Origin of the sequence: Bosea sp. RAC05 (assembly GCF_001713455.1) — a bacterium.
Taxonomy (GTDB): domain Bacteria; phylum Pseudomonadota; class Alphaproteobacteria; order Rhizobiales; family Beijerinckiaceae; genus Allobosea.
Map to the genome: position 1 here is coordinate 2,797,805 of NZ_CP016464.1, position 20,325 is coordinate 2,818,129.

The following is a 20,325-nucleotide window of genomic DNA, read 5'->3' on the forward strand; positions in this document are numbered from 1 at the left end:
GACCATGGGCGCCGGCACGGCCTTGCCGCCGGAGGAGATCGACCGTCTGACCGACGACATCATCGCCGCGCTCAAGACGGTCTACGATCCCGAAATCCCCTCCGACATCTACGAACTCGGGCTGATCTACCGCGTCGACATCGCCGATGACCGCCATGTCGCCATCGACATGACCCTGACCGCCCCGGGCTGCCCCGTTGCCGGCGAGATGCCCGGCTGGGTCGAGAACGCGGTCTCGACCGTCAACGGCGTCTCCGGCGTCAGCGTCAACATGACCTTCGACCCGCCCTGGGACCAGTCGCGCATGTCCGACGAGGCGAGGGTCGCGCTCGACATGTGGTGAGGCCGGGCGCCCTCACGCCTGCCTCGTCCTGGACCCATCCCGCTCGCGGCCATGGCCGTTTCCGCTCGTCGCGTCGCCATCGCCGGACAGGACGACCGGGTTCGCGCTGCTGAGCCCGTCTTCGTTGGGCTCCGGATCCCCATTTCCATACTGCCCGGCCGCATCCTGCCGGATGCGCTCGGCAACCGCGCCGGAATCGGAGTCATAGGGCGCGTGCGGCCCCGTCTGATGGGGCGAATCCGGGCTCGGCCCCGGACGGTGCTGGTCCTGCTCGCCGGGCTGGCCCGGACGCCGCGGCGTATCGGGGCCAGGATGGTGCTGGGTTTTGGCGTGATTGGTCCGGTCGTGATGGCTCATGGCGCTAATCCCTCTTGACTGTCGGGAGAGCAACCGGCGGGCGAGGGGGTCTGTTCCGCCGGCGCGATCAGCGGCGGTGATCGAACGCATCTGCGAGCTTGATTATCGCGGCGGCGCGATCGGTGGCATCAAGCGCGCCAGGGCCGCGTCTGTCGCGGCGGGGAGACGACCATGCGCCGCTACGCCTACGAGACCGTCGACGTCTTCACGGAGACCCGCTTCGGCGGCAACCAGCTCGCGGTCTTCACCGATGCGCGCGGGCTGTCGGACGCCGAGATGCAGTCGCTCGCCGCCGAGATGAACTACAGCGAGACGACCTTCGTGCTGCCGCCGGCGGACCCGGCCAACACGGCGCGCGTCCGCATCTTCACCCGCACCCACGAGATGCCCTTCGCCGGCCATCCCAATGTCGGCACCGCGTTCGTGCTGGCCCGCCATGGCCGCGACAGCGGCGGCGTGCTGCGCTTCGAGGAGATCGCCGGCCTCGTCACGGTCAAGGTGGCCAGCGACGCCGCCGGCGAGATCACCGGCGCCACCATCGCCGCGCCGCAGCCGCTTTCGACCGGCGTCGCGCTGCCGGCCGAGGCGATCGCGGCCTGCGCTGGGTTGAAGCCCGAGGACGTCCTCGTCAGCAGGCACAAGCCGATCCGCGCCTCGGTCGGCGTCTTTTTCGTCCTGGCGGAGGTGGCGCCCGAGGCGCTGGCGCGCGCCACGCCCGACCTCACCCAGTTCCGCGCCCTGCGTGACGCCACGCCCGGTCTGGAAGGGCGCCTGTCGCTGTTCCTCTATGTCCGCGACGGCCAGTCGATCCGCGCCCGCATGTTCGCGCCGATCAGCGGCACCTGGGAGGACCCGGCCACCGGCAGCGCCAGCGCGACGCTGGCAGCCTTGCTGCTCTCGATCGACGGCTGCGACAGCGCGACCTTCACGCTGACGCAGGGCGCCGAGATGGGCCGCCCGAGCCTGCTGCAGATCACCGCGCGACGCGAGGCCGACGGCATCCGCGCCACCGTCGGCGGCTCCTGCGTGCCGGTGTTCAGGGGCGAGGCGCTGCTGTAAGCCGTCGTTGCGAGGAGGCCTTCGGCCGACGACGCCATCCAGGCGACGTCGAGCTTGGCCGCCCCTGGATGGCTTCGCTTCGCTCGCCATGACGGCGGACAGCGTCAGGGCGTCAGCCCCAGCTCCGCCCTGGCCCGCTTCGTCAGCCCCGCCGCGACCAGCCGGTGGCTCTCGCGCAGATAGTCCTCCAGCGCCTCGTCAGGCATCGTCTCGTCGGTCAGGCGCTGGATCCAGCTCATGCCGCGCGAGGCGAGATAGGGGGCGGGCCGCAGGCCCGGCTGCTCCTTCAGGATGTCGAAGCTCGCCCAGGAGCATTTGAAGGTCACAGAGAGCGCGACGCCGTCATCGGTGCGGGCGATGGCGAAGACCTTGCCGCCGACCTTCCAGACATGGGCGCCGCCCCATTGCACGACGCTGCTGGTGGCCGGCAGGCCGGCGCAGAAGGCGTTGTAGCCGTCCAGCGTCATGGTGGCGGGCCCATCCCGTCAGTAGCGCTCGGCGTCGATCCCATGGGCCGCTGCCGCCGCCCGGATCTGCGACCAGGTCTCATCGTCGAGCGGGATGCCGTCGCGCGCGCGGGCGATTCGGGTTGCACGCTCGCTCTCGCCCGGCGTCAGGACGGGCTGGCTCTCGTCCTGCGGCTTCGCCGCACGGACGAAGGCGAGATAGCTCTCGATCCGCTCGCGCCGCAGCGCCTCGTCGGGCTCCAGCCTCGCGGGATCGATCAGGATGCCGAACAGCGAATTGATGATCCAGCTCTTCGCCGGCTTCTGGTCGATGCGGGCCGCGCCCATCAGCCCGGCCGAGAGCAGTTCGGCGATGAGCGACAGGCCGGCGCCCTTGTGGTCGCCGAAGGGCAGCAGCGCGCCCAGCGCCTCGCCCTGCGCGAGCGCATGCGGGAAGACGTGGCGGGGCTCCGTCGTCGGGCGGCCCTCGCCATCGATGATGAAGCCGGGCGGCACGGCGACGCCCTTGTTGAGCGCGACGCGGGCCTTGCCATGCGCCATCCGGCTGGTGGCGAAATCCAGGATGATCGGGTCACCGCCCGGGACGGGAATGCCGATCGCATGCGGATTGGTGCCGAAGCGCGCTTCCCTGGCGCCGTGCGGCGCGACGATCGGCGGGCGGCCGGCGACATTGACCCAGAACAGCGAGATCAGCCCCTGCGCGGCCGCGGCCTCGGCATAATGGCCGATGCGGCCGATATGGTGGGCGTCGAGCAGGTTCAGGATCGCGACACCGCCGGTATTCGCCATCGCGGCCGCCTGCTCGACGGCGTTGCGGGCTGTCGGTTGGCCGAGCGCCACCGCGCCGTCGATGATCAGGAAGGGTGCCGCGTCGAGGCGCGCCTGTGGCCGTGAGGCCGGCGACAGGTTCCCGTCCGCGAGCGACTGGAAATAGAGCGGCAGCATGCCGACGCCGTGGCTGTCATGGCCGCTCAGGTTGGCCAGCACCAGATGTGCGGCGGTCTCGGCCGCGGCCTCCGCGCTCCAGCCGGCGGCGACGATCATGTCCTGGACGAGGGCGCGCAGCGATTGCGGGCTGTGGGTGCGGTAAGCCATGGGAGGATGTCGCCGGGGTGATGCCGAGGGAGGAGGCGTCACAGTGCATGGCGGGGCGGGGGTTGCAACATCCCGGCTGCGCCGGCGCCCTGCATCTGGACACCTCGACCTTTCCTTCGGCAATCCTTATGTAAGTCGGTGCAATCTTGCTTCATCGGGCCTTGAACCCGATTGGGGAGGGACGACGGATGTTTTCGATACCCGGCCTGAAGGTCGTTTCGCTCACGGATGCCGCTGCGGCGCGGATTCGCGAGATCATGGCGCAGTCGGACGGTGCCGAGCCGGCGCTGGGCCTGCGCGTCGGCGTCAAGAAGGGCGGCTGCGCCGGGATGGAATACACCTTCGAGGTCGCGCGCGAGGCCGCCAAGGGCGACGAGGTCGTCACCGAGAAGGGCGCGACCGTGATCGTCGACGGCAAGGCCGTGCTGTTCCTGCTCGGCACCGAGCTGGATTTCCGCACGGACCGGTTCTCGTCGACCTTCGTCTTCAACAACCCCAACCAGGTCTCGGCCTGCGGCTGCGGCGAATCGGTCGAGATCAAGCCGCGCGCGGACGCCGCCGCCCATTGACTGGCCGCGTCGGGCCGGTCGCCGTCAGGCGACGCGGCTGACCGAGTCGACCGCGTCCTCGGTGACCGTGCGGTTGCGGCCGGTGCGCTTGGCCGCCATTAGCGCCTGGTCGGCCCGCTCGGTCAGGGACGCCGCCGTGTCGCCGCGGGCATAGCTCGCCACGCCCAGCGAGATCGTGATGCGCCCGAGATTCTCGTTGGTCGAGCGCTTGACCAGTTCGCGCGTCAGCAGCGCCTGGCGCACCGTCTCGGCCCCGAACTTGCCCGCGATGAGATCGGCATCGGGCAGGATGACGGCGAACTCCTCGCCGCCGAAGCGGGTGATGATCGCCTTGTCCTTGAACTTGTCCTTCATGGTGCGGGCGACGAGACGCAGCACCTGGTCACCGGTGAGGTGGCCATGGGCATCGTTGAACTGCTTGAAGAAGTCGATATCGGCCATCACCAGCGCGAAGGGCTCGCGCCGCAGCGTCGCCTGATCGATCGACTTCTGCAGCATCTCCTCGAAATGGCGGCGGTTGGCGAGGCCCGTCAGCGGATCGGTGAGGGCTTCCGCCCGCGTCGACTCCAGCGCCTCGCGGAGATTGCGGATCTCGTTGGAGCTGTCGCGCAGCTGCGCCTCGAGCTTGGTCTTGCGCGTGACCTCCTCGCGGGTCGACATCACCAGCGCCTCGACCCATTCGCGCAGCTTCTGGCGGTCGGCGGGCGCGGGCACGTCCTCGGACATGGCGCAGAGGCGCCCATGATAGCGCTCGCTCGAATCCAGCGCCTTGTCGACGAGCGCCATCAGCCCGTCGATTTCGCCCAGAACCTGCAGGCTGGTCCGCTCGGCATGGCGCGCCAGCCGCTCGGTGCCGATGAAGCGGTCATAGAGCTGGTCGATGTCGGCGACACCGACCTTGCCTTCGCTGCCCGTGATGATGGCCTGCATCGCCATGCTGATCGCAGGCATTTCGCCGCTGAGATGGGCGTACCAGACTTCGAAGGCGCGCGGATAGGTCGGCGAACCATGCTCGCGCATTGCAGCGACGACACGTTCGGCGAGGTCGTCCGATGGAGAGAGGGGCAGTGCGTGGTCGCTCATGCCATCGACAATCCGAACGCTGAGCCCGCTCGCGGCCGAAGCCGCGGCAGCCTCGATTGAGAATCGAAGCGGGACATCCTGTCCGTCTCAACGGCGGCATGCGCCCGTCCGTGATTGCGACCTCGGCCGCCTCCACGAGTTGACCTTAGGCGAGGCAGGTTAAAATGCCGTTGCCCCGGGGCGCCTCAGCCGACGCGGACGGGCCGCATCAGAAACGCGGGAACATGGTCGCCCAAACCCTTGACCTTCGGGCCGTCATCGTCGTCGCGGCGGCGCGGCTCGGGGCGCGCAGACCGGCCCTCCGTGGCCTTGACCGGCTTGGCGGCGACGCTCTCCGGCGCGCGCTCGGGGCGCGCGGCAGCGACGGCCGCGTCACCGCGAGGCTTGCCGCGGGCAGGGGCCTCGGCGGCACCGTCGCCGCGGATCTTCGTCCGTGTCGGGCCGTCGCCGGCACCACGCCGGCGCGGTGCCACGACATCATCCTCCGAGGCCGGGCGCTCGACCCGGATCGGGCGAGGGGCCGCTTCCGGCTCTGCCCGCGGGCCGCGCTCGGGACGGCCGCGTCCACGCTCGCCACCGCGCCCGCGACGCTCGTCGCCCCGGCCACCGCGGCCGGGTCGATCCTCGCGCGGCGCGCCCGGCGGCAGCGCATCGAGACCGCGGCCTTCCTCCCAGGAGATCGCCTGGCCCATCAGCTTTTCGATCGCCGCGACGAGCTTCTCGTCATGCTTCGTCACGATGGTGAAGGAGGCACCCTCGCGCCCGGCGCGGCCGGTGCGGCCGATGCGGTGGACATAATCCTCCGCATGGGTCGGGACGTCGTAGTTGAAGACGTGGCTGACAGCGGGAATGTCCAGCCCGCGCGCGGCGACATCGCTGGCGACCAGGATCGGCATCTCGCCGGTCCGGAAGGATTCGAGCGCCGCCATGCGGGCGTACTGGTCCATGTCGCCATGCAGCGAGACAGCCGGAAAGCCGTGCTTCTGCAGCGACTTGTGAAGCGTTGCGACATCGCGCTTGCGGTTGCAGAAGACGATCGCGTTCTGCAGGTCCTTGGCTTCGTTGATGAGCTTGCGCAGCGTCTCGCGCTTCTCGAAATCCTGGCCGTTGGAGGCGATCAGCCGCTGCGTGATCGTGGTCGCCGCGGTCGCCGGGCGCGAAACCTCGACGCGCACCGGGTTGTGCAGGAACTGCTCGCTGATGCGCGTGATCTCGGGCGGCATCGTCGCGGTGAAGAACAGCGTCTGCCGGGTGAACGGCACCAGCTTGCAGACACGCTCGATGTCGGGAATGAAGCCCATGTCGAGCATGCGGTCGGCCTCGTCGATGACGAGCAGCTCGACGCCGGTGAGCAGCAGCTTGCCGCGCTCGACATGGTCGAGCAGCCGGCCCGGAGTCGCGATCAGCACGTCGACGCCGCGCGTGATCTTGGCGTCCTGGTCGCCGAAGGAGACGCCACCGATCAGCAGCGCCACCGACAGCTTCTGGTTGACGCCGTAGCGGGTGAAGTTTTCCTCGACCTGGGCGGCGAGTTCGCGGGTCGGCTCGAGGATCAGCGTGCGCGGCATCCGGGCGCGGGCGCGGCCGTTCTCGAGGATCGTCAGCATCGGCAGCGTGAAGGCTGCGGTCTTGCCGGTGCCGGTCTGGGCGATGCCGAGCACGTCACGGCGGGCCAGCACATGCGGGATGGCCTGAGCCTGGATCGGGGTCGGGGTGTTGTAGCCTGCGGTCGTGACGGCAGTCAGAACCTTTTCACTCAGGCCGAGTTCGGCGAATGACATCGATGGTTGCGCTTCTTCAAGGGTCGGTGACACGTGGCGGGATGACCGACTCGACCGCGACGGTGGCGCGACTTCTTGTTCCAGCGCGCCTTCGGACCCGTGTGCAATGCAGAAAAAGCACGGCAAAGTCAACAATCTAGCGCCTCAGGAGGCTGATGACCGATGATCGAACCGCTCGTGCTGATCCCGGGGCTGAGTTGCGACGCCCGCCTCTATGCGCCGCAATGGCCCGCATTGGCGCCGGGGCGCCCGATTCTGGTCGCGCAGCATGATCGCGACGAGAGCCTCGGCGACATCGCCGAGCGGCTTCTCGCGGTCGCGCCCGCGCGCTTTGCCCTCTGTGGCCTGTCGATGGGCGGCTATGCCGCTTTCGAGGTGATGCGCCGCGCCCCGGAGCGCGTGACGCGGCTGGCGCTGCTCGACACCAGCGCCAAGCCGGCCACGCCCGAAACCAACGCTCCGCGCGAGCAGATGATCGCGCTGGCGCAGAAGGGCGCCTTCGATAACGTCACGACCCTGCTCTGGCAGCGGCTGGTCGCACCCGCGCGCCTCTCGGACGAGGCCTTGCGCCTGGACGTCCGGTCCATGGCTGAGGCGGTCGGAGCGGAAGGCTTCGTGCGCCAGCAGCGCGCGATCATGGGTCGTCCGGATTCCCGGCCGGGGCTGGGGGCGATCCGCGTTCCGACGCTGGTTCTCGTCGGCGAGGAGGATTTGATCACGCCGCCGTCGGAAGCCCGGGAGATCGCGGCGGGCATCGGCGCCGGCGCGCGCCTGATCACGCTCCCCGGCTGCGGGCATCTCGCGACGCTGGAGCAGCCGGAGGCCGTCACGCGCGCCTTGCTGGCCTGGTTGGGCTGAGCCTCAGCGCGGCAGGACGCAGGGGTCGAGCTTCGTCTCGGCCGCCGCCTTGCGCAGCGAACCGGTCGTCATCGGGTCGGCCGGTCGGCCGCCGGAGGCCGCCGCGGCGACCTGGGCGAGGCGGTCGCGGTCGAAATGGGCGGTCTGGGTCGAGATGACGTTGGCGGCGATGACCGACAGGAAGGCGATCGCCGCGCCGGCCTTGGCGAGGTCGGCGACCAGCGTTCCGCGCTCGTTGCGCCAGAACAGTTTGATGAGCCGCATGCAGGCCTCCCCAGCGCCGGCGCTTCGATGCCGACGGCGCCGACTTTGCGCCAGCAGCCGTAAAAAGACGGTTAGCGAAGCGTTGGTACGACAGGTCGGATTATCGCCATCGCGTCGGCCTCGGCCAGGCTGCCCGCCAGCGCGGCCCGCTGCTCGCGAAACAGCTTGCGCAGGGCGGCAGCGACCGCTGCGACGGCCGGCCGCTCCCGCGAGACCTCGTGGGTGACGAGGAAGATCTCGTCGGCGGTCCGGTCCGGTGGCGGGGCCAGCCGTCGCAGCGTGTCGTCCGCATCGCCCATGAAACAGGGCACCATAGAGACGGCGCCAGAGGCGCGCACGCTCTCGTAACGCGCCGCCGAATCGCCGACGCGCGCCGCGATCGGCCGGCCGGCCGCGAAGGCGAGGATGTGCTCGTCGATCCGCGAGGAGGTTTCGCGGCTGACCGAGATGATCGGCGCCGTCTGCGGGTCGACGTCGCGGCGGACATAGAGCGCCTGCACCAGCCGGCCGACCCTCTGGCTGAAATGGCCGGGCTCATCGGGAACGCGGCTCATCCGGATCGCGATGTCGGCGTCGCCGCGGGCGAGATCGAGCCGTTGTCGTGTGCTGATGATCACGATCTCGACGCCGCCGGCCGCTGCGGAGAGGGCGGTGGCGTGCTTCGTCAGCATCAGGCTGATCGACGTCGTCGCCGTCACCCGGACCGGCGCATCCGCCGCCACGCGCAGGCCGCGCGCCCGGCTCGCGAAACGCGCGGCGGCGGCCGCGACCTGGTCCGCCTCGCGGGCGAGGGCCGCGCCGGCCTCGGTCGGGATCAGGCGGTTGGCGCCCCGCCGGAACAGCAGCAGTCCGAGATCCCGCTCCAGGATCTTGAGCCGGCGAGCGATCGTCGCCTCGCTCAGGCGCAGCCGGACCGCCGCCAGGGCCAGCGACCCGCTTTCGGCGATGGCGTGGAAGATCCGCAGATCGTCCCAGCCGGGCGCCGCCAGATCGCCGTCGCGTCCAGGTGCAGCGGAAGGAGGGCGCCCCATCGGATCAGCGGCCCGTCGCGGAAAGGCATTGCGCGGAAGGGCAGTTCGCGCAAGCGCTTGTCGGCGGTTCCGGAGGAATCATGGCAAGGCGGCGGCGGGCGGGAGGGCGTGTCGTTCGGCATGGGGCGAGCATGCGCGCCATGCCTGTCCCGCGCAGCCCGACAGCTTTGCCGGCCAACCCTGCAAGGATGCGGGGCTGCCCGCTCGCGCCGGGGCGGGCCGCGGCGATCACAGGTCGATCAGTTCCCCGGCGAAGGCGGCCCGCTCCTGGATGAAGAGGAAGCGCGCCTCCGGCTTGTTGCCCATCAGCCGCTCGACCGTATCGGAGGTCTCCTCGCGGGCCTCGTGGTCGACCATGACCTTCAGCAGGATCCGCTTGGCGGGATCCATCGTGGTCTCCTTGAGCTCGGCCGGCATCATCTCGCCGAGACCCTTGAAGCGCCCGATCTCGGGCTTCTTGCCCTTGAAGACGCTGGCGATCAGCTCGTCCTTGTGGGCGTCGTCGCGGGCATAGACGGATTTGCCCCCAAGGCGCAGGCGATAGAGCGGCGGGATCGAGAGGTAGAGATGCCCCTTCTCGATCAGCCGCGGCATCTGCCGCCAGAAGAAGGTCACCAACAGCGAGGCGATATGCGCGCCGTCGACATCGGCGTCGGTCATCACGATGACCTTCTCGTAGCGCAGGTCGTCCTCGCGGAACTGGCTGCCGATGCCGCAGCCGAGCGCCAGGATCAGGTCGGCGAGCTGCTGGTTCGCATTCAGCTTCTCGCGCGTCGCATTGGCGACATTGAGGATCTTGCCGCGCAGCGGCAGGATCGCCTGGGTCGCGCGATTGCGCGCCTGCTTGGCCGAGCCGCCGGCCGAATCGCCCTCGACGATGAACAGCTCCGAGCCCGCCGCGCCCGCATTCGAGCAGTCGGCGAGCTTGCCGGGCAGCCTGAGCTTGCGCGTCGCGGTCTTGCGCGAAACCTCTTTCTCGAGCCGGCGGCGCAGCCGCTCCTCGGCCCGGTCGACCGACCAGTCGAGCAGCTTCAGCGCCTGCTGCGGCGCCTGGGCGAGCCAGTGGTCGAAGGCGTCGCGCACGGCATTCTCGACGATGCGCGAGGCCTCCAGCGTCGCCAGCTTGTCCTTGGTCTGGCCCTGGAACTCCGGCTCGCGGATGAACACCGAGAGCATTGCCGCGCAGGTCGCCATCACGTCGTCGGCGGTGACCTGCGCCATGCGCTTCGACTGGCCGATGCGCTCGGCATGGTCGCGCAGGCCGCGCAGCAGCGCGATCCGCAGGCCGGATTCATGCGTGCCGCCCTCGGGCGTCGGGATCGTGTTGCAGTAGGAGGAGGAGAAGCCGTCCTCGCCCGTCGCCAGCCAGGCGATCGCCCATTCGAGCGAACCATGGCTGCCCTCCTTGGTGATCTTGCCGGAGAAGATCGGCTCGGCCACGAGGTCCTTGCCCTCGATCTCCCGGGCCAGATAGTCGCGCAGGCCGCCCGGGAACTTGAAGACGGCCTCGGCGGCGACATCGCCCTCCGGCTTGAGCAGGCCGGGCGCGCAGCGCCAGCGAATCTCGACGCCGCCGAACAGATAGGCCTTGGAGCGGGCCATGCGGAACAGCCGCGCCGGCACGAACTGGGCGCCTTCGCCGAAGATCTGCGCGTCGGGGTGGAAGCGCACCCGCGTGCCGCGCCGGTTCGCCACCGCGCCGACCGTCTCCAGAGGCCCCTGTGGCAGGCCGCGCGAGAACAGCTGGCGGTAGAGCATCTTGCCGCGCGCGACCTCGACCTCAAGCCGGTCGGAGAGCGCATTGACCACCGAGACGCCGACGCCGTGCAGGCCGCCGGAGGTCTCATAGGCCTTGGAATCGAATTTTCCCCCGGCATGCAGCGTGGTCATGATGACCTCGAGCGCCGATTTGCCGGGAAATTTCGGGTGCGGGTCGACCGGGATGCCGCGGCCATTGTCGGTCACCGCGATCGAGCCATCCTCCAGCAGCTCGACATCGATGAAGCTGGCGTGGCCGGCGACCGCCTCATCCATGGCGTTGTCGATCACCTCGGCGAAGAGGTGATGCAGCGCGCGCTCGTCGGTGCCGCCGATATACATGCCCGGCCGCCGCCGGACCGGCTCGAGACCCTCCAGAACCTCGATCGCGGAGGCGTCGTAGCCGGCCTCCGACAGGGTGCCGTTGCGCGGGGGCGCCGCCGCGGCCGGCTGCTGGCGCACGGCAGCGGCTGCGGGCGCAGCGGCTGCGGCCCCCGGCCGCGCGCCGGGCGGGACGGCCGGAGGCAGGGCGGGTGCCGCCACGGGGGTGCCGCCGAAAAGGTCGCCGTTGTCCGCCATGATCCGCCCGATAGTCCCCGATTCGCAGCGTTCGATCATAGCCCAGATGGGGCCGAAACGCGTCTGGCCCCTGTCCTACAGCGATGCCGCCGCGCTGGGAACCGGCCCGTTCAAGCCGCGTTAAGGCAGCGTGCGGCACGATCGCCGCAATGACGACAGGCGAGACGCTTCCAGCGCCCTCGACGCTGGCGCCGAAGCGAGGGGAAACGGCATGGCCCACAGGGAAGCGCGCATCACGATGGCGGGGCTCGAGCGGGCGGCGCGTTGCGCCGGCGAAGCCTTCGGCCATGACGAGGTCGCCGGTTATGGCGACGCGGCCTTCCCGTCCGGCTGGCGGGCGCGGCTCTCCGCCGGGTTCTCAGCCATGCTCGGTCGCCTGGTGCCCGGCACCCGCTGAGCGCAGGCCGAGCCGGACCGCGCCGCCGCGGAACCACCGCAAAACATCAATCTTTGCGCCCTAGGGTGTGCGCAGGAAAGGTGTCTTGCCAATGCGTTGCGTCATCGTCAGCGATTTCGGTGCCGTCAATGGCGGCGCGGCCAAGGTGGCGATCGAGAGCGCGCGCGGCCTGGCCGAGGCCGGCGTTGATGTTGTCTTCGCCTGCGCGATCGGGCCCGTCTCGCCGCGGCTCGACCATCCCCGCATCGACGTCCAGCGCTTCGAGGGCGAGGAGGTCTGGAAAGTGGGGGGGCGCATCGCCGCCGCCCGGCAGGGGATCTGGAACGCGGCCGCCCATGCCTTCCTGACGGCGCTGCTCAAGCGCCAGCCGCCCGGAACGATTGTCCATCTGCATCAGTGGACGAAGGCCTTCAGCCCGGCCGCCATCGCCGCCGCGGCCGAGAGCAGGCTGCCGGTGGCGATCACCCTGCACGACTACTTCTCGTTTTGCCCGACCGGCGGCTATTTCGATTTCAAGGCAGGGCGACCCTGTGCCCGCCGGCCGATGTCGGGCGCCTGCCTGGCGGCGAACTGCGACCGCGAAAGCTATGGCCACAAGCTGGTCCGCGTGGCGCGGCAATGGCGTTCCGACACGGCGCTGCGAGCGCTGCGCTCGCCGCTGTTCATCCATGTGTCCGCACTCGCCGCGCGCGTCGCCGAACCCTTTCTGCCGACACCGTCCCGGCATCTTGTGCTGGCCAACATGATCGAGACCACGCGCCTGAGCCCGGCAGATGTCGCCGCCAACCGGCCGGCCCTGTTTCTCGGCCGCTTCACGCAGGAGAAGGGCGTGCTCGTCGCCGCCGCCGCCGCCCGGGCGGCCGACATTCCGCTGCGGCTGGTGGGCGATGGCGAGGCGGCCATCCGCGCCGAGATCGCCCGGCTCTGTCCTGCGGCGCAGTTCACCGGCTGGGTCGATGCCGCAGCTGTCGTCGAAGCCGTGCGCGCGGCTCGCTGCGTTGTGGCGCCATCGCTCTGGTACGAAACCGGGCCGATGACGGTGGCTGAAACGATGGCGCAGGGCGTGCCGACCATCGTCTCCCGCACGATCGGGGCTGCCGAAGCGGTCGCCCATGGCCGCAATGGCTTTGTGGTCACCGCCGGCGACACCGCCGATCTCACCGAAAGCCTGAAGCAGATCAGGCGGGACGACGTCGTCGGCCCCATGGGGCGTGCCGCCTATGACGACTACTGGGCGAAGCCGCAATCCGTCGACCGCCATGTTGCGGGCCTGCAGGAGGCCTATGGCCGGCTTCTCGCCGGCGCCTGATCAATCGAGCGCGACCGTTGCGGCGATGAGATTGGCCGGATGCCGTGGCACGGCGTCGATCCGCTCGATCGAGCAGCGATGGCCCGTCGCGAGCCGAACGATCTCGCGCAGGGGCTGGGGCAGGGCAGCCGCGCTGTGCCGGATCTCGTAGAGCCGGTCATAGCCGCTGCGGCGCAGGCTGCTCCAGGCGGCGTTCCCGGCTTCGATCGCATTGCTCTCGAAGATCACGACCGGCCGATGGCGACTCAGCGTCTCGGTCAAGCCTTCGAAGACCAGATGCTCGAAGCCCTCGACATCGCATTTGACCAGCGTGATCGGCAGGGTGAGGCCGAGTTCGTCGATCGCATCGTCGCCTCGGCGAACCGGCAGGGTGATGTCCCCGATGCCCCGCGCGAAGGTGCCGGTGCCGTCATTGCCCGCTTCCTGAAACGAGAACGGCAGCTGCGCATCCTGCGTGCCAAGGCCGACATCGACGACACGGACATTGCCGCACAGGTTCAGCGCAAGATTGGCCCGCAGCACCGCGCCCATTTGAGGGTTCGGTTCGAAACAGACGACCTCCTCGAACAGCTGCGACCAGATGACGGCGTGATTCCCGATATTGGCTCCGATGTCGAGGCAGACGCCGCCTCCCAGGCCCCGCGCCTGAACGAGCGCACGCAGGCAGTCCAGTTCCTCGCGTTCATAGAGGCCGGTGGTCAGCACAGCCAGGCCGACATGTTCATGGGGAACGACGGCAAGACGCGGCGACGTGGCGCGCAGGCTCGCCCATTGCCAGCGGACGAGCGCCTTGATGGCCAAATCCCTCAGCCGCGCCAGCGCTGCCATGGCGTTTCGTCCTCCTTGCGGGGTCTGCGGCGCCCGGTCGGTGGCGGCGCCCCACGCTTCCCATAGGGCTGCGATCGTTGAGACTTCCGGAACATCGGGCCGCTGCGCATGAAAAAACAGCCGGGGTGTCGCCACCCCGGCTGCAAAGGTGGACCGCGCGAACCGCGGTCGGGAGGAAGCTCGCGGCCGGCCATGCGGGCCGGCCGAAATCCTCAGTAGGAGTAGTACATCGCGAACTCGACCGGGTGCGGCGTCATCTCGAAGCGCGCCACGTCCTGCATCTTCAGCTCGATGTAGCTCTCGATGAAGTCGTCGTTGAAGACGCCGCCGGCCTTGAGATAGGCGTTGTCCTTCTTGAGCGCCTCCAGCGCCTCGCGCAGCGAGCCGCAGACCGTCGGGATCTTCTTCAGCTCACGCGGCGGCAGGTCGTAGAGATCCTTGTCCATGGCCGGGCCCGGATCGATCTTGTTCACGATGCCGTCGATGCCGGCCATCAGCATGGCCGCGAAGGCGAGATAGGGGTTCGCCATCGGATCGGGGAAGCGGACCTCGACGCGCTTGGCCTTCGGCGAGGTCGTCCACGGAATACGGCAGGAAGCCGAGCGGTTGCGGGCCGAATAGGCCAGCAGCACCGGCGCCTCATAGCCCGGGACCAGACGCTTGTAGGAGTTGGTCGACGGGTTGGTGAAGGCGTTCAGCGACTTGGCGTGCTTGATGATGCCGCCGATGTACCAGAGGCACTCCTGCGACAGGTCGGCATACTTGTTGCCGGCCATGATCGGCTTGCCGTTCTTCCAGATCGACTGGTGGACGTGCATGCCCGAGCCGTTGTCGCCATAGATCGGCTTCGGCATGAAGGTCGCGGTCTTGCCGTAGCTCTGCGCGACGTTGTGGATCGCGTACTTGTAGACCTGCATGGTGTCGGCCATGTGGGTCAGCGTGTCGAACTTCAGGCCGAGCTCGTGCTGGGCGGAAGCGACCTCGTGGTGGTGCTTCTCGACCTTGGCGCCCATGGCCGCCATGGCCGCCAGCATCTCGCCGCGCATGTCCTGCGCCGAGTCCTGCGGCGGGACGGGGAAATAGCCGCCCTTGGTGGCGATGCGGTGGCCGAGATTGCCGCCCTCATACTCGGTCATGCCGTTGATCGGCAGCTCGACGTTGTCCAGCTTGAAGCCGGTGTTGTAGGGGTCGGCGGCGATCTTGACGTCGTCGAAGACGAAGAACTCGGCCTCGGGGCCGACATAGATCGTGTCGCCGATGCCGGTCGACTTGAGATAGGCCTCGGCCTTCTTGGCCATGCCGCGCGGGTCGCGACCATAGGGCTCGCCGGTGGCGGGCTCGAGCACGTCGCAGGTGATCACCATCGTCGCGGCCGAGAAGAACGGATCCATGCAGGCGGTGGTCGGATCCGGCATCAGCAGCATGTCGGACTCGTTGATCGCCTTCCAGCCGGCGATCGAGGAGCCGTCGAACATCGTGCCCTCGGCGAAGATGTCCTCGTCGATCATGGTGACGTCGAACGTCACATGCTGCCACTTGCCGCGCGGGTCGGTGAAGCGGAAGTCGACATATTTGACGTCGTTGTCCTTGATCGCCTTCAGGACATCCTTGGCGTTCTTCATCTCAGCATTCCTCTTGTGGTCGTTTCTCAACTCATTCGGCCCTTTGGGTCGCTCGACCTCCGGGCCACCGAACGCGCGGGTCGGGATGAGCCCTCAGATCGCGTCCGCGCCGGTTTCCCCGGTGCGGATGCGGATCGCCCCCTCCACCGTCGATACAAAAATCTTGCCATCGCCGATCCGGCCGGTCTGGGCCGCCTTCATGATGGCCTCGATGGCACCGTCGACCATCTCGTCGGCCAGCACGATCTCGATTTTGACCTTGGGCAGGAAGTCGACGACGTATTCGGCGCCGCGATAGAGCTCGGTGTGGCCCTTCTGCCGTCCGAAGCCCTTGGCCTCGAGAACGGTGATGCCTTGCAGGCCGACCTCCTGAAGCGCCTCCTTCACCTCGTCCAGCTTGAACGGCTTGATGATCGCTTCGATCTTCTTCATGCGCGGACCGGCCTCCCTTGCGCCGAACGTCGCCCCGGCGGAACGCCGGAACCGTCTGCTCCCGCCGTCCGGCCCGCCACGGCTTGCCCGGGCCGGCAGGCTCGGACTGGCCCGGCGGGGCCGACGGCAACATCCTCATCTCTGCTCATAGCATCGGCGCCTGTCTCTCGCTACGCGAAGCCCTCCTGACCGATGCGCGATCATGGGGCAGAAAACAGATGATAAATTAGGCAAATGATCAAGATGTGATCATTTGGCCTCGAAGGCCTCGCCCTTGCCCCTATCCCCGTGCTGCCGGATGATGCGCCGATGCCGCACGCCGCTCCCCATGACCTCGCTCTGCTCGACGTCGCCGGGATGGCGGCGGCCGACGCCATCGCCATCGCGGCCGGCACGCCCGGCGCGGTCCTGATGGAGCGCGCCGGCAAGGCGGTCGCCGACGCCGTCGATCGCCGGACGCCGCCGGGCGCGCGCATCCTGGTGCTGTGCGGGCCCGGCAACAATGGCGGCGACGGCTTCGTGGCGGCGCGCCTGCTCGCGCGGCGCGGGCGGCCCGTGACGCTGGCGCTGCTGGGGGAGAGGGACCGGCTCGCGGGCGATGCCGCCGCCATGGCGGCGGCCTGGAACGGGCCGGTCGAGGGAATCGAGGCGGTCCAGCCGCAGGCGCATGGCCTGATCGTCGATGCCCTGTTCGGCGCCGGGCTCAATCGCCCGCTCGACGGGCCGGCGGCGGCGCTGGTCGCGGCGATCAATGCGGCGCAGCGCCCGGTCGTGGCGGTCGACGTGCCCAGCGGCCTCTCCGGCGACACGGGATGCGCGATCGGCCCCGTCGTCGCGGCGACGGAGACGGTCACCTTCTTCCGGCTGAAGCCCGGACATCTGCTCTGGCCGGGCCGCAACCTCTGCGGCACCGTCACGCTGGCCGACATCGGCATCGACCCGGCGCTGGTCTTCACCACGGCGACCCCGCCCGTCCTGTTCGCCAATGCGCCGCCGCTCTGGCGCGAGGTCTGGCCGCGTCACGCACGCGACACGCACAAATACCGCCGCGGCGCCGTGCTCGTGGTCGCCGGCGGGCTCGCCGGCGTCGGCGCGCCGCGCCTGGGGGCAGGCGCCGCGCTGCGGGTCGGAGCGGGACTGGTGACGATCGCCTGCCATCCCGAGGCGCTGGTGGCGCACGCCGCCCGGGGGCCCGACGCGCTGATGCAGCGCGCGGTCGATGACTCAGAGGCACTGGCGGTGCTCCTCTCGGAGCGCAGGCTCTCGGCCGTGCTCGTCGGTCCGGCGCTGGGGCTCGATGCCGCCGCTCGGGACGCCGTCATGGCGGTGCTGCGCAGCAGCGTCCCCTGCGTGCTCGACGCGGATGCGCTCACCTTGCTGGTTCCGTCCGGGGCGAGGCTGCCGCATCTCCTGGGCCGGCGGGGCGGCGCCTGCGTGCTGACGCCGCATGAGGGCGAGTTTGAGAGGCTGTTTTCCGGGGTCGCCGGGATCATGGACGCGCCGTCCAAGCTCGAGCGGGCGAGGCGGGCCGCGGCCCATGCACGGGCCGTCGTCGTGCTGAAGGGCATCGATACGGTCGTCGCCGGGCCCGATGGTCGCGCCGCCATCAACGCCACCGGCGATCCCGCCCTGGCGACGGCGGGGTCGGGCGATGTGCTCGGCGGCGCGATCGCCGGGCTGCTGGCGCAGGGCATGCCGGCCTTCGAGGCGGCCTGCGCGGCCGTCTGGCTGCATGGCAAGGCCGGCGAGGCGCTCGGCCGCGGCCTGATCGCCGACGATCTGCCCGCCGCGCTTGGCCGCCTCGCCGGCGAACGCGACCGGGACGAGACGTGACAACGCCCGCCGTCCGGCTGGACGGCGGGCGCTTTTGGGTCAGGCGGGGATCAGCTGTTGGAGTAGGTCACGGCCGGGGCCGCCTTGAGCTGGTCCTTGGTCATGGTGATCTTGCCATGGTCCGGATACATCGGGTCCATCGGCGCCGTCGCGGCGGTGCCGGTCGCGCGCGGCGCGGTCGTGGCCGTGCCGGTGGCGGTCGTGCCCGTCGCATTGGTGCCGGTCGCGGCCGTACCCGTGGCGGTGGCCGCCATCGGCTGCATGCTCCAGTTCACCTCCTCGAACTTGACCGCGACGTTCTTGGTGCCGAGGCCGAGGAAGCCGCCGACGCCGACGGTGACGCCGGTGATCTTGCCCGAGCTGTCGATCAGCACTTCGGTGACGTCGCCGACCTTCTCGTTATCGGGGCCGTAGATGTCGACACCCATCAGCTTCGATGCGCGCCAGGTGCCGCGCATCGCCTGGTTCTGCGGCGCCAGCGTGGCCGACGTGCCGGAGGCGGCGGGAGCGGCCGGCGAGGGCGAGATGGTCGCGTTGGGAGCGGCGCTGGGCGCGGTCGGCGCGGGAGCGGTGGTCTGGGCGATGGCGGTGGCGCTCATCAGCGCGAGAGCGAGCGAGGTCGCGGTCAGGGAATGCTTGAACATGGTGTCCTCCTTCAGTCCGGTCGAGGGGCGTCCGCCTTGCGACGGTCTGCCTCATCAACCCGCGCGGGCTGTGATTGTTCACGCCTCGGTCGGTTTTTTGGGCCGCGAGCTGCCGGGCTGCCGGCCCGGTGGGGGGAGACGACCGCCGCTTAAGCCTTCCTCAAAGGGTCTCGCGGCCTGATGGGGCAACAGGTGGCCGGAAGGCCGCCACGGGCGGGGCAGGGATTTGCCATGATACGACCATTCGCGGCCGCAGCCGTCCTCGCCATCATCGGCACCGGGCTCGGCGCAGGCCCGGCGCAGGCCTTCTGGTCGCGGGGGCAGGTCTCGATGTGCGCCGATGCGACTACCGAGCGCGAGCGTGTGCGCCATCGCTGCCACGAACTCGGCGCCTATGCCGATCCGGGCTGGCCGGCGCTGGGCGTGAACCAGTCGGGCGGGTGGGGCTCTCGCGGCAAGGCACCGGCGACGCAGCACGCTCCTGCCGCGCGCCCGCCGGTCCGGCGGCTGGGGTGACGGCAACAACCGCTAAAGGCTTCTGGGGGCTCGGCGAGCAACCGTGGTGAGCGGGGAGGGGATCGAACCCTCGACCACATGATTAAAAGTCAGCGCCAGCATGTGATAGGTAACGCGAAGCAGAGGTAAACAGGGCTTAGTCCCCAGATTTTCACCTCTCGGCACGTGATTTTCGCGCTACCTGCTGGGAAGCAGTGCTATGCAAAAAGCTTCCCAGATTGCTTCCCAGGAGCCGGGACATGCTGCTTACCGATCAGGTCGTCGCCAAGCTCGCCATCCCTGATGGCAAGAGCGAGCATATCGTTTTCGACGAGAAGGAGCCAGGCTTCGGCATCCGCCTGCGCGCGGGTGGAAAGCGGGTCTGGGTGTGCCAGTACCGGGCTGGCGGGCAACAGCGGCGGGTGACGATCGACCGAGTCGATAACCTCAGCACGGCGAAAGCGCGAGAGAAGGCGCGGGCACTGAAGGCAGGCGTTACGCTCGGCGCCGATCCCCAGGGGGAACGGCTGGCCGAGAAAGAGCGCGCCAAGACGACCGTGCTCCACATCGTCGACGCCTATCTCAGTTTCGCAGAGCGCCGCGTCGCGAATGGCGCCATGAAGCCGGCATCGCTGGCCGCAACGGAGCGTTACCTGCGCCAGCATTGGGCGCCTCTACACGCGACCGCGGCGCACGCGCTCGCGCGGAAAGACATCGCTGCGCAACTGACAGAAATCGCGACCTCGAATGGCCCGATAGCCGCAAACCGGGCTCGTGCGGCTCTCTCGACCGCATATGGCTGGGCCATGCGCGAAGGGCTCCTCGAAACCCTCCAGGCGAATCCGGTAACGTTCACCAACAAGCCGGCCGACGAACGCCACCGCGATCGCGTGCTGTCGCACGGCGAGCTGCGGGAGATCTGGACGCAAGCTGGCTATGGTGACTTCGGCAGGATCGTTCGGCTGCTGCTCCTGACGGGACAGCGGCGCGAGGAGGTCGGCGCGATGGCGCGCTCTGAGCTGCGGCTGGATAAGGCGCTCTGGTCGCTTCCGCCGGGAAGGACCAAGAACGGACTAGCGCACGACGTGCCGCTTGCTCCCGCCGCTCTGGCGATCGTCGAATCTGTCCCTGAGCCCGACGAGGAGACACCCCGCGATCTGCTGTTCGGTACTGGAGAGGGCTCGTTCTCCGGCTGGAGCCGCGCGAAGCGGGATCTTGAAACGCGGATAGGCGATGCTCGAGCCGTGGCTGCGGAAGCAGACGGGCGGGAGCCGGCGCCGTTGCCGCGCTGGACGCTGCACGATCTCCGACGGACATTTGCTACCCTCGCCACCGAGGAGCTCGGTGTGCTGCCGCATGTGGTCGAGGCCATCTTGAACCACGTCTCCAGCGCGGAGAGCGGTAAGAAGGGCGTGGCCGGCATCTACAATCGCAGCAAGTACGCAGCGGAGAAGCGCGCGGCTCTTGCCGCCTGGGCGGACCACTTGGCGGCGATCGTCGAAGGCCGATTTCAATGAGCAG

General features: G+C 69.3%; 21 protein-coding genes. 9 read left to right on the plus strand and 12 right to left on the minus strand.

Translation table 11 applies throughout. From position 1 onward, the window contains the following. The first annotated feature begins 4 nt into the window (after positions 1-4). Positions 5-343, plus strand: coding sequence for an SUF system Fe-S cluster assembly protein (locus BSY19_RS16710; RefSeq protein WP_236840580.1), 339 nt, complete (start codon positions 5-7; stop codon positions 341-343). 12 nt (positions 344-355) lie between these two features. On the opposite strand, the gene BSY19_RS16715 is transcribed toward BSY19_RS16710, so the two are convergent. Beyond that, positions 356-700 (minus strand): hypothetical protein, encoded by a 345-nt coding sequence (locus BSY19_RS16715; RefSeq protein WP_069055130.1) that lies wholly within the window; start codon positions 698-700, stop codon positions 356-358. Positions 701-871: 171 nt separating this feature from the next. Between BSY19_RS16715 and BSY19_RS16720 the strand changes: the two genes are divergently transcribed. After that, on the plus strand, positions 872-1,759 hold the full coding sequence (locus tag BSY19_RS16720) for a PhzF family phenazine biosynthesis protein (RefSeq protein WP_069055131.1): 888 nt from the start codon (positions 872-874) through the stop codon (positions 1,757-1,759). A 104-nt stretch (positions 1,760-1,863) separates the two neighbouring features. Here BSY19_RS16720 and BSY19_RS16725 read toward each other — a convergent pair whose 3' ends face one another. Next, the gene (locus tag BSY19_RS16725) at positions 1,864-2,226 is read right to left on the minus strand and encodes an MmcQ/YjbR family DNA-binding protein (RefSeq protein ID WP_069055132.1); all 363 of its coding nucleotides are present in this window, start codon (positions 2,224-2,226) and stop codon (positions 1,864-1,866) included. Positions 2,227-2,244: 18 nt separating this feature from the next. Continuing rightward, positions 2,245-3,321: a malate/lactate/ureidoglycolate dehydrogenase gene (locus BSY19_RS16730; RefSeq protein ID WP_069055133.1), complete on the minus strand. Its 1,077-nt coding sequence runs from the start codon at positions 3,319-3,321 to the stop codon at positions 2,245-2,247. Between the two features lie 188 nt (positions 3,322-3,509). Here BSY19_RS16730 and BSY19_RS16735 point away from each other — a divergent pair, with 188 nt between their 5' ends. Beyond that, entirely contained in the window at positions 3,510-3,890 is a 381-nt protein-coding gene (locus BSY19_RS16735) for a HesB/IscA family protein (RefSeq protein ID WP_069055134.1), read from the plus strand. A gap of 24 nt (positions 3,891-3,914) precedes the next feature. Here BSY19_RS16735 and BSY19_RS16740 read toward each other — a convergent pair whose 3' ends face one another. Together BSY19_RS16740 and BSY19_RS16745 are read right to left on the minus strand one after the other, a co-directional pair. Continuing rightward, positions 3,915-4,973, minus strand: coding sequence for a GGDEF domain-containing protein (locus tag BSY19_RS16740; RefSeq protein WP_069055135.1), 1,059 nt, complete (start codon positions 4,971-4,973; stop codon positions 3,915-3,917). Positions 4,974-5,158: 185 nt separating this feature from the next. Then, positions 5,159-6,754, minus strand: a complete 1,596-nt coding sequence (locus BSY19_RS16745) for a DEAD/DEAH box helicase (protein WP_069055136.1) — start codon at positions 6,752-6,754, stop codon at positions 5,159-5,161. Positions 6,755-6,916: 162 nt separating this feature from the next. Between BSY19_RS16745 and BSY19_RS16750 the strand changes: the two genes are divergently transcribed. After that, positions 6,917-7,612, plus strand: a complete 696-nt coding sequence (locus BSY19_RS16750; protein ID WP_069055137.1) for an alpha/beta fold hydrolase — start codon at positions 6,917-6,919, stop codon at positions 7,610-7,612. A 3-nt stretch (positions 7,613-7,615) separates the two neighbouring features. Here BSY19_RS16750 and BSY19_RS16755 read toward each other — a convergent pair whose 3' ends face one another. The 3 genes from BSY19_RS16755 to parE all read right to left on the minus strand — a co-directional run bounded on the left by BSY19_RS16755 (position 7,616) and on the right by parE (position 11,244). After that, the gene (locus tag BSY19_RS16755) at positions 7,616-7,876 is read right to left on the minus strand and encodes a hypothetical protein (protein WP_069055138.1); all 261 of its coding nucleotides are present in this window, start codon (positions 7,874-7,876) and stop codon (positions 7,616-7,618) included. A gap of 71 nt (positions 7,877-7,947) precedes the next feature. Continuing rightward, on the minus strand, positions 7,948-8,907 hold the full coding sequence (locus BSY19_RS16760; RefSeq protein ID WP_069055139.1) for a LysR family transcriptional regulator: 960 nt from the start codon (positions 8,905-8,907) through the stop codon (positions 7,948-7,950). Between the two features lie 228 nt (positions 8,908-9,135). After that, on the minus strand, positions 9,136-11,244 hold the full coding sequence (gene parE / locus BSY19_RS16765; RefSeq protein ID WP_083247934.1) for a DNA topoisomerase IV subunit B: 2,109 nt from the start codon (positions 11,242-11,244) through the stop codon (positions 9,136-9,138). Positions 11,245-11,455: 211 nt separating this feature from the next. On the opposite strand from parE, the gene BSY19_RS16770 reads away from it, so the two are divergent. Then, a complete protein-coding gene (locus BSY19_RS16770) occupies positions 11,456-11,641 on the plus strand; it encodes a hypothetical protein (protein WP_069055140.1) in 186 nt (61 codons plus the stop codon). A gap of 91 nt (positions 11,642-11,732) precedes the next feature. Next, positions 11,733-12,950: a glycosyltransferase family 4 protein gene (locus BSY19_RS16775; RefSeq protein WP_069055141.1), complete on the plus strand. Its 1,218-nt coding sequence runs from the start codon at positions 11,733-11,735 to the stop codon at positions 12,948-12,950. On the opposite strand, the gene BSY19_RS16780 is transcribed toward BSY19_RS16775, so the two are convergent. From BSY19_RS16780 to BSY19_RS16790, 3 genes are all read right to left on the minus strand, one after another. Beyond that, on the minus strand, positions 12,951-13,778 hold the full coding sequence (locus tag BSY19_RS16780; RefSeq protein ID WP_069055142.1) for an FkbM family methyltransferase: 828 nt from the start codon (positions 13,776-13,778) through the stop codon (positions 12,951-12,953). A 212-nt stretch (positions 13,779-13,990) separates the two neighbouring features. Next, positions 13,991-15,400, minus strand: coding sequence for a type I glutamate--ammonia ligase (gene glnA / locus BSY19_RS16785; protein ID WP_069055143.1), 1,410 nt, complete (start codon positions 15,398-15,400; stop codon positions 13,991-13,993). Between the two features lie 93 nt (positions 15,401-15,493). Beyond that, positions 15,494-15,832: a P-II family nitrogen regulator gene (locus BSY19_RS16790; protein ID WP_066724541.1), complete on the minus strand. Its 339-nt coding sequence runs from the start codon at positions 15,830-15,832 to the stop codon at positions 15,494-15,496. 309 nt (positions 15,833-16,141) lie between these two features. Between BSY19_RS16790 and BSY19_RS16795 the strand changes: the two genes are divergently transcribed. Continuing rightward, positions 16,142-17,665 carry a bifunctional ADP-dependent NAD(P)H-hydrate dehydratase/NAD(P)H-hydrate epimerase gene (locus BSY19_RS16795; RefSeq protein WP_069055144.1) on the plus strand — a complete coding sequence of 508 codons (1,524 nt, stop codon included), beginning with the start codon at positions 16,142-16,144 and terminating at the stop codon, positions 17,663-17,665. 50 nt (positions 17,666-17,715) lie between these two features. Here the strand turns inward: BSY19_RS16795 and BSY19_RS16800 are convergent, their stop codons facing one another. Further along, the gene (locus tag BSY19_RS16800; protein WP_069055145.1) at positions 17,716-18,309 is read right to left on the minus strand and encodes a PRC-barrel domain-containing protein; all 594 of its coding nucleotides are present in this window, start codon (positions 18,307-18,309) and stop codon (positions 17,716-17,718) included. Positions 18,310-18,540: 231 nt separating this feature from the next. Here BSY19_RS16800 and BSY19_RS16805 point away from each other — a divergent pair, with 231 nt between their 5' ends. Then, positions 18,541-18,825: a hypothetical protein gene (locus BSY19_RS16805; RefSeq protein WP_069055146.1), complete on the plus strand. Its 285-nt coding sequence runs from the start codon at positions 18,541-18,543 to the stop codon at positions 18,823-18,825. A gap of 239 nt (positions 18,826-19,064) precedes the next feature. Further along, entirely contained in the window at positions 19,065-20,321 is a 1,257-nt protein-coding gene (locus BSY19_RS16810) for a tyrosine-type recombinase/integrase (RefSeq protein WP_069055147.1), read from the plus strand. The last annotated feature ends 4 nt before the right edge of the window (positions 20,322-20,325 follow it).